Here is a 15,413-nt window from a genome sequence, read left to right as displayed (position 1 = left end):
AGTTGAATTGACATAAGGCAAACGAACATGGGTTTGAGTTCAGCCCTCGCCACCGCGATGTCCGGCCTGCGCTCGACGCAGGCGGCGCTCTCGATCATCTCGTCGAACGTCGCCAACGCCAATACGCCCGGCTACGTCGCGCAGAACCCGAACCAGATCGAGGTCGCCTCCGGCGGCTTCGGCTCGACGGTGATGACGACGGGCGTCAACCGTCAGCTCGATTTGTTCGTGCAGAACCAGCTCCGCACCGAGACCTCGGGCGGAGCCTATGCCGACCAGATGGCCAACATCCTGAAGCAGCTGCAGAGCGTGTACGGCACGCCGGGCGGCAGCGGCACCCTGGAAACGGCGCTCAACAACTTCACCACGGCGCTGCAGTCGCTGTCGAACAATCCGAGCAACCAGTCGGCGCAGTCGGTGGCGCTGTCGGCGGCGCAGGGCGTGGCGCAGCAGCTCAACGCGACCACCAAGGGCATCCAGACGCTCCGCAGCAATGTCGAGCAGGACATCGGCGATTCGGTCACGCAGGTGAATGGGGCGCTCAAGCAGATCGCCACCTTGAACACGCAGCTGCAGGGCCTCAGCTCGTCGGATCCGTTGGCGGCAACATTGCAGGACCAGCGCGACAACGCGATCGACACGCTGTCGAAATATGTCGATATCCGCGTCGTCCCGGACTCGACCAACGGCATCAGCGTGTTCACCAATTCCGGCATTCAGCTGGTCGGCGCGGGACTGACGTCTGAGTTCACCTTCTCCTCGCCCGGCACGCTCGACGCCACCTCGCAATACAACAGCAATCCGACCAAGAACGGCGTCGGGCAGCTCAACATCAAGCTGTCCAACGGCGTCTCGCTCGACGTCGTCGCCAACAGCCTGCTGAACTCCGGCCAGATCGCGGCCGACCTCAAGCTGCGGGACCAGACCCTGGTGCAGGCGCAGACCCAGGTCGACCAACTGGCGGCGACGTTTGCCTCGGCGCTGTCGGACAAGACCACCGCGGGCACCACCGTCTCCGGTCCGCCGGCCGGCTTCGACGTCTCGACCACAGGCCTGTTGGCCGGCAACACCATCAACCTGACCTACACGGATTCGAGCAACGTCCAGCGCCAGGTCAAGATCGTCAACGTCAACGATCCCGCCGCGCTGCCGCTGCAGAACGCGACCGGGGCCAACCCGTCCTATGTCGGCGTCGACTTCTCGCTCGGCATGGCCTCGGTGGTCACGCAGCTCAACAGCGCGCTCGGGTCGGCGCATCTGCAGTTCTCCAATCCGACCGGCACGACGCTGCGCATCACCGATGACGGCACCAGCCAGGCGACGGTGAAGGCGGCCTCGAGCACGACGACGGTACAGACGCTCGCCAGCGGCAATGCGCAGCTGCCGGTGTTCACCGACGGCGGCGCGCTCTACACCGGCGCGATCACCTCGTCCGGCTCGCAGATGACGGGGCTCGCCGGCCGGCTCAACGTCAATCCGGCGCTGCTCAACGATGCCACCAAGCTGTCGACCTACTCGACCTCGCCGGCGACCGCCGCGGGCGACTCGACCCGACCCGACTTCATCTTCGCACAGCTGACCTCGGCCACCTTCAGCTATTCGCCGACGACCGGTCTCGGCTCGGCGGCGCAGCCGTTCCAGGGCACGGTGTCCGGCTATCTGCAGCAGTTCGTCAGCCAGCAGGGCAGCGCCTCGACGCTCGCGACCCAGCTGAGCCAGGGCCAGAGCGTCGTCGTCGCGACGCTGAAGGAGAAGTTCCAATCCACCGCCGGTGTGAACATGGACAGCGAGATGTCGAACCTGATCCAGGTCCAGAACACCTACGCGGCCAATGCCCATATCATGTCGGTCGTGCAGAGCATGATGCAGAGCCTGCTCCAGGCCTATCAGTAAGGGTTCGTGTCAGATGACGATCAGCAGTGTCAATTACGGAACGTCTCTGCTCGGCCTGTCCGTGCGGAACATCTCCAACCAGCTCGCCGATCTCTCGACGCAGCTGTCGAGCGGCAACAAGGCGAGCAACTACGCCGGGATGGGGCCGGACGAGGGGTTTGCGATCGCGGCGCGGGCCCAGCTATCGAACATCTCGGCCTTCACCTTGACGATGACTCACGTCAACACGGTCATCGGCGCAATGAATACCTCGCTGCAATCGCTGTCCAAGATCGGCGACCAGGTGCAGAGCGGCGCCTCTGCGACGCCGCAGAACCTGACCAGCACCGGCCAGACCACCGGCCAGCAGACGGCCTCGTCGAACCTGTCGGCGATCGTCGGCATCCTCAACACCCAGGTCGGCGACCGCTTCATCTTCTCCGGCAGCGCCACCGACCGGCCGGCGATCGCCTCCGCTGACGAGATCCTCAACGGCACGGCCACCCAGGCCGGCCTGAAGCAGGTCATCGCCGAGCGGCGGCAGGCCGATCTCGGCCTCAACGGTCTCGGCCGCCTCAACCTTTCAGCCTCCGCCACGGTGCCGATCACGCTGTCTGAGGACGTCGCCGGCTCGCCGTTCGGCTTCAAGCTGAGCTCGGTGACCTCGTCGCTGACCAACGCCACGGTGACCGGCCCGTCCGGCTCGCCGGCGGGTATCTCGGTCGATCTCACGGCCGGCAATCCGAATGCCGGCGACCAGATCAGCTTCACCTTCAAGCTGCCCGACGGCACCTCGGAGTCGATCCAGCTGACGGCCTCGACCACCACGCCGGCGCCCGCCAACACCTTTGCGATCGGCCTGACGCCGGCGGCGACCTCGGCCAATCTGAATGCGGCGCTGAACACGGCGATCGGGACGCTCGCCAACACCGCTCTCGTCGGTGCCTCCGCGGTGACCGCCGGCGACAACTTCTTCAACACGGCCAGCGCCGTGTCCGGAACGGTGGTCAACAACAAGGCCGCGACGCCGGCGCCGATCACCGGCGCCACGCTGCTGTCGGGCGCGGCCAGCACCGATTCCATCTCGACAAATTTCGCCAGCGGCGACACCATCACGGTCAACGGCCAGACGCTGAGCTTCGTCACCTCCGGCGCCAGCGGCAACACCCAGATCAACATCACCGACAGCGTGCAGACGCTGCTGTCGAAGATCGACGCGCTGAGCGGCACCTCGAAGGCCTCCACCGTGAGCGGTGGTGCGATCACTCTGCGCACCGACAATGCGGCAAGCTTCTCGATCTCGAGCTCGAATGCGGGCGCATTCGCCGCGCTCGGCTTCTCGGGCACGGTGACCGCGCCGACGCCGCCGTTGCGGGTGTCCGGAACGCCGCTGGGATCGGCGACCACACTCGTGAACGGCTCGACCAACACGATCTCCTGGTACACCGGCAACAGCGGGCCAGGCACGGCGCGCGCGAGCGCCTCGATCCGCATCGACACCGCGCAGAGCATTCAGTTCGGCGCCCAGGCCAACGAGTTCGCGATCCGCAACCTGGTGCAGCAGACCGCCGTCTATGCCGCGGTGAACACGCCGCCGACCGGTGCGAATGCCGGCCAGCAGATCGGCGCGCTCAGCGAGCGGATCGCCTATAATCTGACGTCCCAGCTCGGCCAGCAGTCGATCTCCGATATCCAGACCGACTTCGCGAACGCGCAGACCACGATGAAGGATGCGACGGCGCGCCAGACCCAGGCCAAGGCGGCGATGCAGAGCCTGGTCGACCAGACCGAGGGCATTTCGCAGCAGGAGGTCGCGAGCCAGATTCTGCAGCTGCAGACCAACCTGCAGGCGTCCTACCAGACGACCGCGATGCTGGCCCAGCTGTCGCTCGTGAAGTACCTGTAAAAAAACGGGGACGGTGGTTAAGTTCTCGTTAACCACGTCTCTTTAGCTTTTGTTCAGATTTGAGGCGGGAGCCTCTGCATCTGGAGGCTGACGTGAGTAACGCGACCGACGAGCGGATCCATCTGGTGATCGCGACGCCATGCTTCGGCGGGCAGGTGTCGAGCATCTATGCGAGCTCGATCTTCGCCCTGCAGCGCGCGCTGCGCGCGACCTCCAATGTCGATCTGACGGTCCACATGCGCGACGGCGACGCGCTGATCACCCGCGCCCGGGCGAACCTGGTCACGCTGTTCCTCAACGACCCCACCGCGACGCATCTGCTGTTCGTCGATGCCGACATCGGCTTCACACCGAAGCAGGTGTTCCGGCTGATCGAGTCCGGCGGCGACATGGTGGCCGGTGTCTATCCGGTCAAAAAGGTCAACTGGACCAAGGCGCGCCGCGCCATCCACGACAACCGCATGGACGTGCCCGCGGCCTCGCTCGACTATGTGCTGGAGATCGAGAATCCCGATCACGTCGCGGTGGTCAACGGTTTCACCCGCGTGCGCTATGCCGGCACCGGCTTCCTGATGATCCGCCGCCGCGTCATCGAGGCGATGATCGCGCACCCGGCCTATGCACAGCTGCAATTCTTCCGCGAGCACTCGCAGGACGCGCTGGCCGGCAGCCCGAACCGCTTCGCGCTGTTCGAATGCCTGATCGACCCGGAGACCGGCACCTATCTCAGCGAGGACTTCGCGTTCTGCAAGCGCTGGACCGATCTCGGCGGCGAGATCTGGGCCGATCTCGACAGCCGTCTCGATCATGTCGGTCCGTCCGTCTTCCACGGCAATGTCGCCTCGCAATTCGCCTCGGCCATCGCGGTCCCGACCGCCGCCGCAGACGCCGCCTGACGATCGCGCCATGACGCCGCCTGCGATCCGGCCGGAGCTTTCCACATCGTCCCTGACCGTCATGCGAGGGCAGGGCGCGGCGACCGGTCTGCGCGATCTGTTCGCCTTGCTCGGCGATCTCCTGATCGACGGCGGCGACAGCCGCTTGGCGCTCGACCGGCCGTGGGGCCGCAACGCCTATGGCTGTCCGCCGACTCCGGCGCCTGATCTGCTGTGCCTGTCCTCGAGCACGGCCTCGCCGATCTCCGAACGCGCCTATGCGCGGGTCGAGCTCGCGCGCGAGCAGCTGATGCACGCGGCGATCTCGCTCGGCGTCGACGAGGCGCTCGATCGCCGCACCGAGGAGATGCGTCGCGAACTGCGCGGCCATCTTGGTCTCGCCGACGATGTCGACATCGTCTTCTCGCCGTCGGGCACCGACGCGCAGCTTCATGCGCTGGCGCTGGTGCGTGCGCAACTCGGTGACGTCGTCACGAGCGTCATCATCGGCAGCGATCAGACGGGCAGCGGCACGGCTGCAACCGCCCGCGGACGGCATTTCAGCACGCGGACCGCGAGCGGCCTCGCGGTCACCAGGGATGCTCCGATCGACGGACTTTCGGGTGACGCGGTGTTCGTCCCGCTGTTCGATGGCGCGGCGATGCAGCCGCGCAGCGACATCGACACGGTGGTGCTCGACACGGTCGCCGGCCTCGTCCGCGACGGACGCAACGTGCTGCTGCAGGTGATGGATGCCTCCAAGCTCGGCTGGCGTGCGCCGGGCTCGGCCTGCCTCGACGAGGTGGCGCGCCGCTGGCCGGAACGTGTCCAGGTGGTCGTCGATGCCTGCCAGATGCGGCTCGGAGCGGGGCGCCTGCGCGCGCATCTCGATCGCGGGCATCTGGTGCTGATATCCGGCTCGAAATTCTTCGGCGGGCCGGCCTTCAGCGGCGCCTTGCTGGTGCCGCGCTCGGTTTCGTCGCGCAGCCATGCCGTTGCATCCGGCTTGCTCGACTATGTCAATCGCAGCGACTGGCCGCTCGCCTGGACCGATCTGCGGGCGCGCTCGGCACAGCGGGCCAATATCGGCCAATGGCTGCGCTGGGAAGCGGCGCTGGAGGAGATCGCGGCCTATCACGCGGTGCCCGACTCGTTCCGCCGGATGGCGATCCGTCAGCTCGGCGAGGCGATCGAGAGCCTGCTGACGCTGTCTCCGGTGCTGTGTCCGATCCCGACCCATGCCGGGGCCGACGAGACGGACGACGAATTCGCCGTCCCCACGATTTTCCCGTTCGCGCTGCAGCGCGCCGGGCAGCTGCTCGATCCCGGTGAAACGCAGGCGGTCTATCGCGCCCTGCAGCAGGATCTCGGCAGCCGCTTCAGCGGACCGGCGGCCTCGGTCGCGGCGCGGCAATGCCTGATCGGCCAGCCGGTGCGGATCGAACGCGACGGCGAGCGGCCTGCCGCAGCGCTGCGGCTGTGCATCGGCGCGCGCCAGGTCACGGACGCCTGGAGCGACGACATCACCGCCGCGCGCGTCAATCTCGAAGCCGACATCGATCGTATCGCCGATGTGGTCGCCAAGACGGAGCTGCTCGTGTCGGATCTGAGCAGTCAGGATCTCAGGGATATCTGCCATGCCAACTGATTTGCTCGCTCTGGCCGACGCCGCCGGCGCAGGATGCGCCGAGCGGATAGGCATGGCCAAGATCGCCAAGGCGGCGTTCGACGGCCAGGACCTGAAGCCGATGTGGACGGCCTTGCTGGACAAGCTGCTCGACGGCACGGCGACACCGGGCGAGGGGCTCGATCTGGCGCTGGTCGCGCAATTGATCGGCGAGAAATCCTCGGGGCTCGCGATCCAGCACGATGTGCTGCAGGCGCAGCAGCTCTATCGTGTGGCGGGCGGCAATTCGAAGCCGCGGCTGCGCGTGCTCGCGCTGGCGGCATCGACCGACATGGGCAGCAACACGCCGATCGAGTTCCTGCTCGAGGACACCGATATCGAGCTGATGCTGCTCTATGTCGTCCCCGGCGCGGAGCTGCCGTCGCCGCTGCCGGCGCACGACGTCGCCATCGTCATCGCCTCCGACTCCGAGGACTGCCAGCACGCGCTGCATGAGATCAATGCGGCCGCCCCGCGCTGGCCGCGTCCGCTGCTCAACCCGCCGGAGCGGGTCTGGCATCTCGATCGCGACAAGCTGCACGCGCTGCTCGCCGGCATCGAGGGGCTTTCGATCCCTGTGACCATCCCGGTCGAGCGCGAGCGCCTGGTCGAGGTCGCGGACGAGCGCGAGCCGATCGAGGACGTCGACGGCGCCCTCGACTTTCCGATCATCATCCGGCCGCGCGGCTCACATGCCGGCGTCGGTCTCGAGAAGGTCGAAGAGCCGATCGAGCTGTCGCTCTATCTCGACGAGCGCGACGAGCAGGAATTTTTCGTCTCGCGCTTCGTCGACTATGCAAGCGAGGACGGTCAGTTCCGCAAATACCGCATCGTGTTCGTCGATGGGGTGGCCTATGCCTGCCACATGGCGATCGCCAAACGCTGGGACATCTGGTATCTCAACGCCGGCATGGCCGCGAGCGAGAGCAAGCGCCTCGAAGAAGCGACGTTCATGCAGACTTTCGACATCGGCTTCGGCCGGCGTCACCGCAGCGTGCTCGCGGCGATCGCCGAGCGCATCGGCCTGGACTACTTCATCATCGATTGCGCGGAGACCAAGGACGGCGCGCTCCTGGTGTTCGAGGCCGACAATACGGCGGTCGTGCACAACATGGATCCGCCGGACGTCTTCCCCTACAAGCCGCCGCAGATGCGCAAGATCTTCGCAGCCTTCGCCGACATGATCACCAGGCGCGCCGTCGCGGCGGCGGAGCAGGCGGCGTGAGCACGGAGCTGCGCAGCGACGCGTCGTTGCGGCCAGCCGAGACGCTCGATCCACAGGACTGGTCCGAGCTGCGCGCGCAAGGTCATCGCATGCTCGACGACATGATCGACTACGTTGCCGGCATCCGCGACCGCACGGTGTGGCAGCCGATGTCGCAGGCGACGCGGCAGCGCTTTCGCAGCGATCTTCCGCACAGGCCGACCGATCTCGCCGAGGTCTATCGTGATTTCAGCGAGCTCGTCGTTCCCCACGCCACCGGCAACGTGCATCCCGGATTCATGGGCTGGGTGCATGGCGGCGGCACGGTGGTCGGCATGCTCGCGGAGATGCTGGCGGCTGGATTGAACGCCAATCTCGGCGGCCGCGACCACGCGCCGATCGAGATCGAGCGCGAGGTCGTCGACTGGACGCGGCAGCTGTTCGGCTTCCCGCAAGGCGCCAGCGGCCTGTTCGTCACCGGCACCTCGATGGCGAACCTGATGGCGGTCGTGATCGCGCGCCGTGCCGCGCTGGGGGCCGCGGTTCGTCGCGACGGGCTCGGCGAGTCCGGCCAGCGCCTGCGCGCCTACACGTCGAAGGCCGCGCATGGCTGCATCGCCAAGGCGATGGACATCTGCGGGCTGGGCAGCGCTGCGCTGCGCAGCATCGCCGTCGACGCGGCACATCGGATCAGTATCGCCGCGCTGCGCGAAGCCGTGGCGGCCGATCGCGCGGCAGGCCTGAATCCGTTCCTCGTCGTGGCATCGGCAGGAACGGTCGACATCGGCGCCATCGACGATCTCGCCGATGTCGCCGAGCTGTGCCGCAGCGAGGGCCTGTGGTTTCACGTCGACGGCGCATTCGGCGCGCTGGCCATGATGTCGGAGGAGCTCGCGCCCAGGCTCGCCGGTATCACGCGCGCGGATTCGATCGCGCTCGACTTCCACAAATGGGGGCAGGTGCCTTACGACGCGGGATTCCTGCTGGTGCGCGACGGCGAGAGGCATCGTGACGCCTTTGCCTCACCGGCCGCCTATCTCCGCCGCGAGACGCGCGGGCTTGCCGCCGGCGCGGAATGGCCATGCGACCTCGGGCCCGATCTGTCGCGCGGCTTTCGGGCGCTGAAGACCTGGTTCACGCTGCGGACGTTCGGCACCGACCGGCTCGGCAGCATGATCGCCAGGAGTTGCCGGCTGGCGCGACACCTCGCGGCAAGGGTGCGTGCGGAGCCGGAGCTGGAGCTGCTGGCGCCGGTCAATCTGAACATCGTCTGCTTTCGCTACCGGTGCCAAGATGCCGACGCGATCAACGGCGCCGTCGTCGCCGACATCCATGAATCCGGTCTCGCGGCGCCGTCGACGACGATGCTGGAGGGCCGCCTGGCGATCCGCGCCGCGATCGTCAACCATCGCACCGGCGTCGATGACGTCGATCGGCTGGTCGACGCGGTCCTGATGTTCGGACGTCAGCGCGCAGCCGGTGTCGCGCCATTGATCGATGCCCACGCGCCGCCACTGGTGCCGGGATGGTAAATTGCTGGATCGTTCCAGGGCGATGTTACCACCCGCAAAGATGAACCGAGATGGTGCGCGGGAGCTTTCGAAAGTTGGTTGACGCGTGGTGAAGATGCCATCGCGTGAATGAATCTGTCTGTCTTTTCAAGGGGCGGCTTGCTCGCAGGGCCGCGCGCTGGAACTCGTCGCTGCTCTCTCCGATCGATTGAGCCGAGCCGGCGCCACAACCACTTCAGCAATCGTTAGCTACTGGCATTCACCGTGACGCCCGTCGTCCAGGCCGCAAGGTCGTCCTGGGCTTCACCCTGATCTCGAAGGGATCGAGGGTTTGTTTCACACCAGAAGGGTATGAAAATGTCAGGTATCGTCCTCTCGGCGTCGGTGCGCCAGAATCTGCTTTCGCTCCAGTCGACGGCACAGCTCCTCGCCACCACCCAGAACAACCTCTCGACGGGCAAGAAGGTCAACTCGGCGCTCGACAATCCGACCAACTTCTTCACCGCCCAGGGCCTCGACAACCGCGCTTCCGACATCAACAATCTGCTCGACGGCATCGGCAATGGCGTGCAGGTGCTGCAGGCCGCCAACACCGGCATCACTTCGCTGCAGAAGCTCGTCGACAGCGCCAAGTCGATCGCCAACCAGGTGCTGCAGAGCGCGGTGGGCTATTCCACCAAGTCGAGCGTGACCTCGGCGGCGCTGTCCGGTGCCACGGCCACTGACCTGCTGGGCTCCAGCTCGACGGCCGTGACCGGCTCGGTCGTGCAGAACGACGCCACGACCTCGTCCGCGATCACCGGTTCGACCAAGCTGTCGGGCACCTCGGGCTCCTCGTCGAACGACCTGGCCACCGGCATCACCTCCGGTGAGACGCTGGTCGTCAACGGCACGACCTTCACCTTCGTGACCGGCACGTCCTCCTCGGGCACCACCATCGGCATCGGCGACACCGTCAGCAACCTGCTGTCGACGATCCAGACGGCGACCGGCGTGACCGGCTCGGTCTCCGCGGGCGCGATCACCCTGACACCGCCGGCGGCAGGATTGACCCTCTCGGGCAGCAGCGGCACCTTGGCCAAGCTCGGCCTCAGCACGGTCGGCGACGGCTTGGCGGGGCAGACACTGACGGTCGGTGCCACAGGAGGCGGCACGGCAACCAGCATCACGTTCGGCCTAGGGACAGGGCAGGTCAAGTCGCTGAACGATCTCAACACCAAGCTCGCAGCCAACAACCTGCAAGCCTCGATCGACTCGTCGACCGGCAAGATCACGCTCTCGACCACCAACGATGCGGCCTCGGCCACGATCGGCACGATCGGTGGTACGGCGGCGGCCTCCAGCCAGTCCTTCAACGGCCTGACTGCGGCGGCTCCGGTGGCGGACTCGACCGCGCAGACGCAGCGCTCGAACCTGGTGGCGCAGTACAACAACGTGCTGACGCAGATCAACCTGACGGCGAGCGATGCTTCGTTCAATGGCGTCAACCTGCTCAACGGCGATACGCTGAAGCTGACGTTCAACGAAAACGGCAAGTCGACGCTGTCGATCACCGGCGTGACCTTCAACACCGGCGGTCTCGGCCTGTCGACGCTGACCTCGGGCACCGACTTCCTCGACAACAACTCGGCGAACAAGGTGATCGGCCTGCTGACCACCGCGAGCTCGACCCTGCGCAACGAGGCGTCGACGCTGGGTTCGAACCTGTCGGTGGTGCAGATCCGTCAGGACTTCAACAAGAACCTGATCAACGTGCTGCAGACCGGCTCGTCGAACCTGACGCTCGCCGACACCAACGAGGAAGCGGCCAACAGCCAGGCGCTGTCGACCCGCCAGTCGATCGCGGTGTCCGCGCTGTCGCTGGCCAACCAGTCGCAGGCCAGCGTGCTGCAGCTGCTGCGCTGATCGGCGGCCTATCAAAATCGAAGGCGGCGGGGGCAACCCCGCCGTTTTCGCGTTTGCAGGCAGCGCTTGCGATGGCCGGCGTGCCCGGCCGGTCGGCCGTAGCGATGATGCGTCTTTCGCTCACAACGCGGAGCCCGGCTCCGCGCTCAGAGCCGGGCTCCTCGTTCTGATTCCGTCGTTCTCAGGCCGCGGAGCTGACCGGCTTTTCCGCCTGTTCGATCTGTTGAGCCTGCTGCTCGGCCTGGGCCTGCTCGAGCAGCTTCTTCTCGAAGGCGACCAGCTTCTTCGCCTCCTTCAGCGCCTGATAGAGATCGCCGTTGAGAATGTGGCCGTTGATCGCTTCGATGATCGGCCATGCGCTCGGCACGGTCGTGATGATGTCGCGCAGCAGGTTGAAATAAGTGCCGTGATCTGCGTCCGCCCCGGGCGAGATGTACATCAGCTGGACGGCGAGATAGACGAGCTTGGCCGGCGTGTCGGCCGTCTCCGGCGTCAGAATGTCCTTCTCGCGCAGGATCGGAATGTTCTCGCCGTCGATCAGCAGGCGGGCGCGCTGGTCGGTGTTTGTGATCACGCAAGAGCCGATGATGATGCGCTCATGCGGCTTCAGTTCGACTTTCAGGGCCATTCTTGTTCTCCGTTGCCGCAATCGCCGCGGCGCCCAACCTGCTTCGTCGAAGCCGCTGACCGGCTTGGCTGCCGTCGAGATCCTGCGGGGAGTCTGCGCGCTCGATCGGTCAGCGCGCAGCAATCCTTTCCGAACATGGTTAACAGCCGGTAAACGGTCCGCGCGCTCGGTGAAATGCGCGGTGTTTTCAAGGTGATCGGTCGCGAATCGACCTGAGCGTCCGAGACGGGGCGGGCTTCCGACAGGGCAGCCGCTGATGCCGCTTCACCCTTTGTTAGCCACTGCCGTTTACCTTAACGGACGTCGCCCGGCGGTGCAGTCAGCCGCGGGCTTCGCCCTGATCCTGAATGGATCGGGCAGTTTGTTTCACACCAGAAGGGTATGAAAATGTCAGGTATTGTTCTCTCGGCGTCGGTGCGCCAGAACCTGCTCTCGCTCCAGTCGACGGCTCAGCTCCTCGCCACCACGCAGAACAACCTCTCCACGGGCAAGAAGGTCAACTCGGCGCTCGACAATCCGACCAACTTCTTCACCGCCCAGGGCCTCGACAACCGCGCTTCCGACATCTCCAATCTGCTCGACGGCATCGGCAACGGCGTGCAGGTGCTGCAGGCCGCCAATACCGGCATCACCTCGCTGCAGAAGCTCGTCGACAGCGCCAAGTCGATCGCCAACCAGGTTCTGCAGAGCTCGGTGGGCTACTCCACCAAGTCGAGCGTGACCTCGGCGGCGCTGACCGGTGCGACCGCCACCAGCCTGCTGGGCGCCAGCTCGACGGCTGTGACCGGCTCGGTCGTGCAGAACGACGCCACGACCTCGTCCGCGATCACCGGTTCGACCAAGCTGTCGGGCACCTCGGGCTCGTCGTCGAACGACCTGGCCACCGGCATCACCTCCGGTGAGACGCTGGTCGTCAACGGCACGACCTTCACCTTCGTCACCGGCACGTCCTCCTCGGGCACCACCATCGGCATCGGCGACACCGTCAGCAACCTGCTGTCGACGATCCAGACGGCGACCGGCGTGACCGGCTCGGTCTCCGCGGGCGCGATCACCCTGACGCCGCCGGCGGCAGGATTGACGCTCTCGGGCAGCACCGGCACCTTGGCGAAGCTCGGCCTCAGCACGGTCGGCGACGGCTTGGCGGGACAGACACTGACGGTCGGTGCCACAGGAGGCGGCACGGCAACCAGCATCACGTTCGGCCTAGGGACAGGACAGGTGAACTCGCTGAACGATCTCAACACCAAGCTCGCAGCCAACAACCTGCAGGCTTCGATCGACTCGAGTGGCAAGATCACGCTGACCACCACCAACGACGCGGCCTCGGCCACGATCGGCACGATCGGTGGTACGGCGGCGGCCTCCAGCCAGTCCTTCAACGGCCTGACGGCGGCGGCTCCGGTGGCTGACTCCACCGCGCAGGCGCAGCGGGCGAGCCTGGTCTCGCAGTACAACAACGTGCTGGCGCAGATCAACACGACCGCGGCTGACGCCTCGTTCAACGGCGTCAACCTGCTGAACGGCGATACGCTGAAGCTGACGTTCAACGAGAACGGCAAGTCGACGCTGTCGATCACCGGCGTGACCTTTAACACCGGCGGTCTCGGCCTCTCGACGCTGACCTCGGGCACCGACTTCCTCGACAACAACTCGGCGAACAAGGTGATCGGCGTCCTCAACACCGCAAGCTCGACGTTGCGCTCGGAAGCCTCCACGCTGGGTTCGAACCTGTCGGTGGTGCAGATCCGTCAGGACTTCAACAAGAACCTGATCAATGTGCTGCAGACCGGCTCGTCGAACCTGACGCTCGCCGACACCAACGAGGAAGCGGCCAACAGCCAGGCGCTGTCGACCCGCCAGTCGATCGCGGTGTCCGCGCTGTCGCTGGCCAACCAGTCGCAGGCCAGCGTGCTGCAGTTGCTGCGCTAAGGCTAAGGCGTTCTCACACAAGCAGCGAAAGCGGCGGGGGAAACCCCGCCGCTTTTTTGCGCCTGGTCCGGCCGGGTTGTCCGTATCATTACTGCTTCCCGACGAGGGACACGAGCACGGAAGGGGATCGCAACCAGTCGTTAAGCAAGAAATTTAAAGTGCCATTAACCATGTTTTAAAAGTACCTGTACTAGAACCGCCTGGTGAATAACTAGGAAGGTTTCACAAACATGTCCGGTATCGTTCTTTCGGCTTCGGTTCGCCAAAACCTGCTGGCGCTGCAAAATACCGCATCGCTGCTGGCCACGACTCAAAACAACCTGGCCACCGGCAACAAGGTCAACACGGCGCTCGATAACCCCACCGAATTCTTCACCGCGCAGTCGCTCAACAACCGCGCATCCGACATCGCCAATCTGCTCGACAGCATCGGCAACGGTGTCCAGGTTCTGCAAGCCGCGAATACCGGTCTGACCTCGCTCCAGAAGCTGGTCGACAGCGCAAAGTCGATCGCGAGCCAGGTTCTCCAGGCCCCCACGGGCTACACGACCAAGTCCAGCATCACCTCCGCGGTGATCCCCGGCGCGACCGCCAACAATCTGCTCGGCAGCTCCTCAAACGCCTTCGCGACGGGTAGTGCCGTCAGCAACGATAATCTCAGCACCTCCGTCGCCATCACTGGTACGACCCGGCTGTCGGGCACGCCAAGTTCCACCTCGAACGATCTGGCCAGCAGCATCACCACCGGCGACACGCTGACCGTCAACGGCGTAGTGTTCACCTTCGTCGCCGGTTCGGTCTCAGCTGGAACCAACATCGGTGTCGGCGATACGGTCAACAACCTGCTGGCTGCGATCGACTCGGTGACCGGCGCCAGCGCGACGCCGTCCTCGGTGTCAGGCGGCAAGATAGTCATTGCCACAGGCACGGCTCAGGATCTCACTCTCGGGGGCACAGCGCTGGCGAAGCTCGGATTGGGGTCCGTGAGCCCAGTGAGTCGAAATCCACCGGCGCTGACGGGCCAGACGTTGACCATAGCCTCGACAGGAGGCGGTGTCGCAACGAACATAACGTTCGGCACAGGCGCATCGCAGATATCGACATTGGCGCAGCTCAACACCGCGCTCGCGGCGAACAATCTGCAGGCCAGCCTGAGCACCACCGGCCAGCTCACGATCCTGACCACCAACGAAGCCGCGTCCTCGACCATCGGCACGGTGGCCGGATCGTCGACGGCCGCGAGCCAGGCGTTCAACGGCGTGACGGCCTCCACCCCGGTGGCTGACACCAACTCGCAGACCACCCGCGCCGGATTGATCGCGCAGTACAACAACGTGCTGGCGCAGATCAACACCACGGCGCAGGACGCTTCGTTCAACGGCATCAATCTGCTGAACGGCGATACCCTGAAGCTGACGTTCAACGAGACCGGCCGGTCGACGCTGAACATCACCGGCGTGACCTTCAACAGCACCGGTCTCGGCCTGTCGTCTCTGGTGGTCGGAACCGACTTCCTCGACAGCAACTCGGCGAACAAGGTGCTGACCACCTTGAACAGCGCCTCGACCGCGATCCGCTCCGAGGCCTCCTCGCTCGGCTCGAACCTGTCGATCGTGCAGATCCGCCAGGACTTCAACAAGAACCTGATTAACGTGCTGCAGACCGGCTCGTCGAACCTGACGCTGGCCGACACCAACGAGGAGGCGGCCAACAGCCAGGCGCTGTCGACCCGTCAGTCGATCGCGGTCTCGGCTCTGGCGCTGGCCAATCAGTCGCAGGCCAGCGTGCTGCAGCTGCTGCGCTGAGCACAGCGGTTCGTCCATCGGATCTTCGCGAAGCGGCGGGCATGGCCCGCCGCTTCTGCGTTTGGAGTTACGCTGTTTCTGGACTGCGGGACAATGAGGCCGGCGTGGC

10 protein-coding genes are annotated in these 15,413 nt (G+C 65.6%); 9 read left to right on the top strand and 1 reads right to left on the bottom strand.

The features are described 5' to 3' along the window. Positions 1-27: 27 nt before the first annotated feature. From flgK to BRADO_RS23495, 7 genes are all read left to right on the top strand, one after another. Complete coding sequence (flgK, locus tag BRADO_RS23525) at positions 28-1,893, top strand: flagellar hook-associated protein FlgK (RefSeq protein WP_012028700.1); 1,866 nt, start codon at positions 28-30, stop codon at positions 1,891-1,893. A gap of 13 nt (positions 1,894-1,906) precedes the next feature. Further along, entirely contained in the window at positions 1,907-3,778 is a 1,872-nt protein-coding gene (locus BRADO_RS23520; protein WP_012028699.1) for a flagellar protein, read from the top strand. Positions 3,779-3,870: 92 nt separating this feature from the next. Further along, entirely contained in the window at positions 3,871-4,674 is an 804-nt protein-coding gene (locus tag BRADO_RS23515) for a hypothetical protein (RefSeq protein WP_012028698.1), read from the top strand. Positions 4,675-4,684: 10 nt separating this feature from the next. Beyond that, the gene (locus BRADO_RS23510; protein ID WP_012028697.1) at positions 4,685-6,301 is read left to right on the top strand and encodes a hypothetical protein; all 1,617 of its coding nucleotides are present in this window, start codon (positions 4,685-4,687) and stop codon (positions 6,299-6,301) included. A gap of 52 nt (positions 6,302-6,353) precedes the next feature. Next, positions 6,354-7,544, top strand: coding sequence for a RimK family alpha-L-glutamate ligase (locus tag BRADO_RS23505; protein ID WP_012028696.1), 1,191 nt, complete (start codon positions 6,354-6,356; stop codon positions 7,542-7,544). Beyond that, positions 7,541-9,055 (top strand): aspartate aminotransferase family protein, encoded by a 1,515-nt coding sequence (locus BRADO_RS23500; protein ID WP_041756847.1) that lies wholly within the window; start codon positions 7,541-7,543, stop codon positions 9,053-9,055. The genes BRADO_RS23505 and BRADO_RS23500 overlap by 4 nt, the downstream gene beginning before the upstream one ends. A gap of 336 nt (positions 9,056-9,391) precedes the next feature. Beyond that, a complete protein-coding gene (locus BRADO_RS23495; protein WP_041757692.1) occupies positions 9,392-10,939 on the top strand; it encodes a flagellin in 1,548 nt (515 codons plus the stop codon). Positions 10,940-11,120: 181 nt separating this feature from the next. Here BRADO_RS23495 and flbT read toward each other — a convergent pair whose 3' ends face one another. Beyond that, a complete protein-coding gene (gene flbT / locus BRADO_RS23490; RefSeq protein WP_041756846.1) occupies positions 11,121-11,567 on the bottom strand; it encodes a flagellar biosynthesis repressor FlbT in 447 nt (148 codons plus the stop codon). A gap of 387 nt (positions 11,568-11,954) precedes the next feature. Here flbT and BRADO_RS23485 point away from each other — a divergent pair, with 387 nt between their 5' ends. Together BRADO_RS23485 and BRADO_RS23480 are read left to right on the top strand one after the other, a co-directional pair. Next, positions 11,955-13,499, top strand: coding sequence for a flagellin (locus BRADO_RS23485; RefSeq protein ID WP_041757690.1), 1,545 nt, complete (start codon positions 11,955-11,957; stop codon positions 13,497-13,499). Between the two features lie 230 nt (positions 13,500-13,729). After that, positions 13,730-15,304, top strand: a complete 1,575-nt coding sequence (locus tag BRADO_RS23480; RefSeq protein ID WP_012028691.1) for a flagellin — start codon at positions 13,730-13,732, stop codon at positions 15,302-15,304. Positions 15,305-15,413: the final 109 nt, after the last annotated feature.

Source organism: Bradyrhizobium sp. ORS 278 (assembly GCF_000026145.1).
In the GTDB taxonomy this organism is placed as follows: Bacteria; Pseudomonadota; Alphaproteobacteria; order Rhizobiales; family Xanthobacteraceae; genus Bradyrhizobium.
Note: the sequence above shows the minus strand (reverse complement) of the source record. Positions and strands in the feature narration are given on the sequence as shown.

What these genes read in the sequence shown, in the direction of transcription:
- BRADO_RS23485 (WP_041757690.1), top strand. Translation starts at nt 11,955, where the DNA reads ATGTCAGGTATTGTTCTCTCGGCGTCGGTGCGCCAGAACCTGCTCTCG.
- BRADO_RS23510 (WP_012028697.1), top strand. Translation starts at nt 4,685, where the DNA reads ATGACGCCGCCTGCGATCCGGCCGGAGCTTTCCACATCGTCCCTGACC.
- flbT (WP_041756846.1), bottom strand. Translation starts at nt 11,567, where the DNA reads ATGGCCCTGAAAGTCGAACTGAAGCCGCATGAGCGCATCATCATCGGC.
- BRADO_RS23505 (WP_012028696.1), top strand. Translation starts at nt 6,354, where the DNA reads ATGGCCAAGATCGCCAAGGCGGCGTTCGACGGCCAGGACCTGAAGCCG.
- flgK (WP_012028700.1), top strand. Translation starts at nt 28, where the DNA reads ATGGGTTTGAGTTCAGCCCTCGCCACCGCGATGTCCGGCCTGCGCTCG.
- BRADO_RS23520 (WP_012028699.1), top strand. Translation starts at nt 1,907, where the DNA reads ATGACGATCAGCAGTGTCAATTACGGAACGTCTCTGCTCGGCCTGTCC.
- BRADO_RS23480 (WP_012028691.1), top strand. Translation starts at nt 13,730, where the DNA reads ATGTCCGGTATCGTTCTTTCGGCTTCGGTTCGCCAAAACCTGCTGGCG.
- BRADO_RS23495 (WP_041757692.1), top strand. Translation starts at nt 9,392, where the DNA reads ATGTCAGGTATCGTCCTCTCGGCGTCGGTGCGCCAGAATCTGCTTTCG.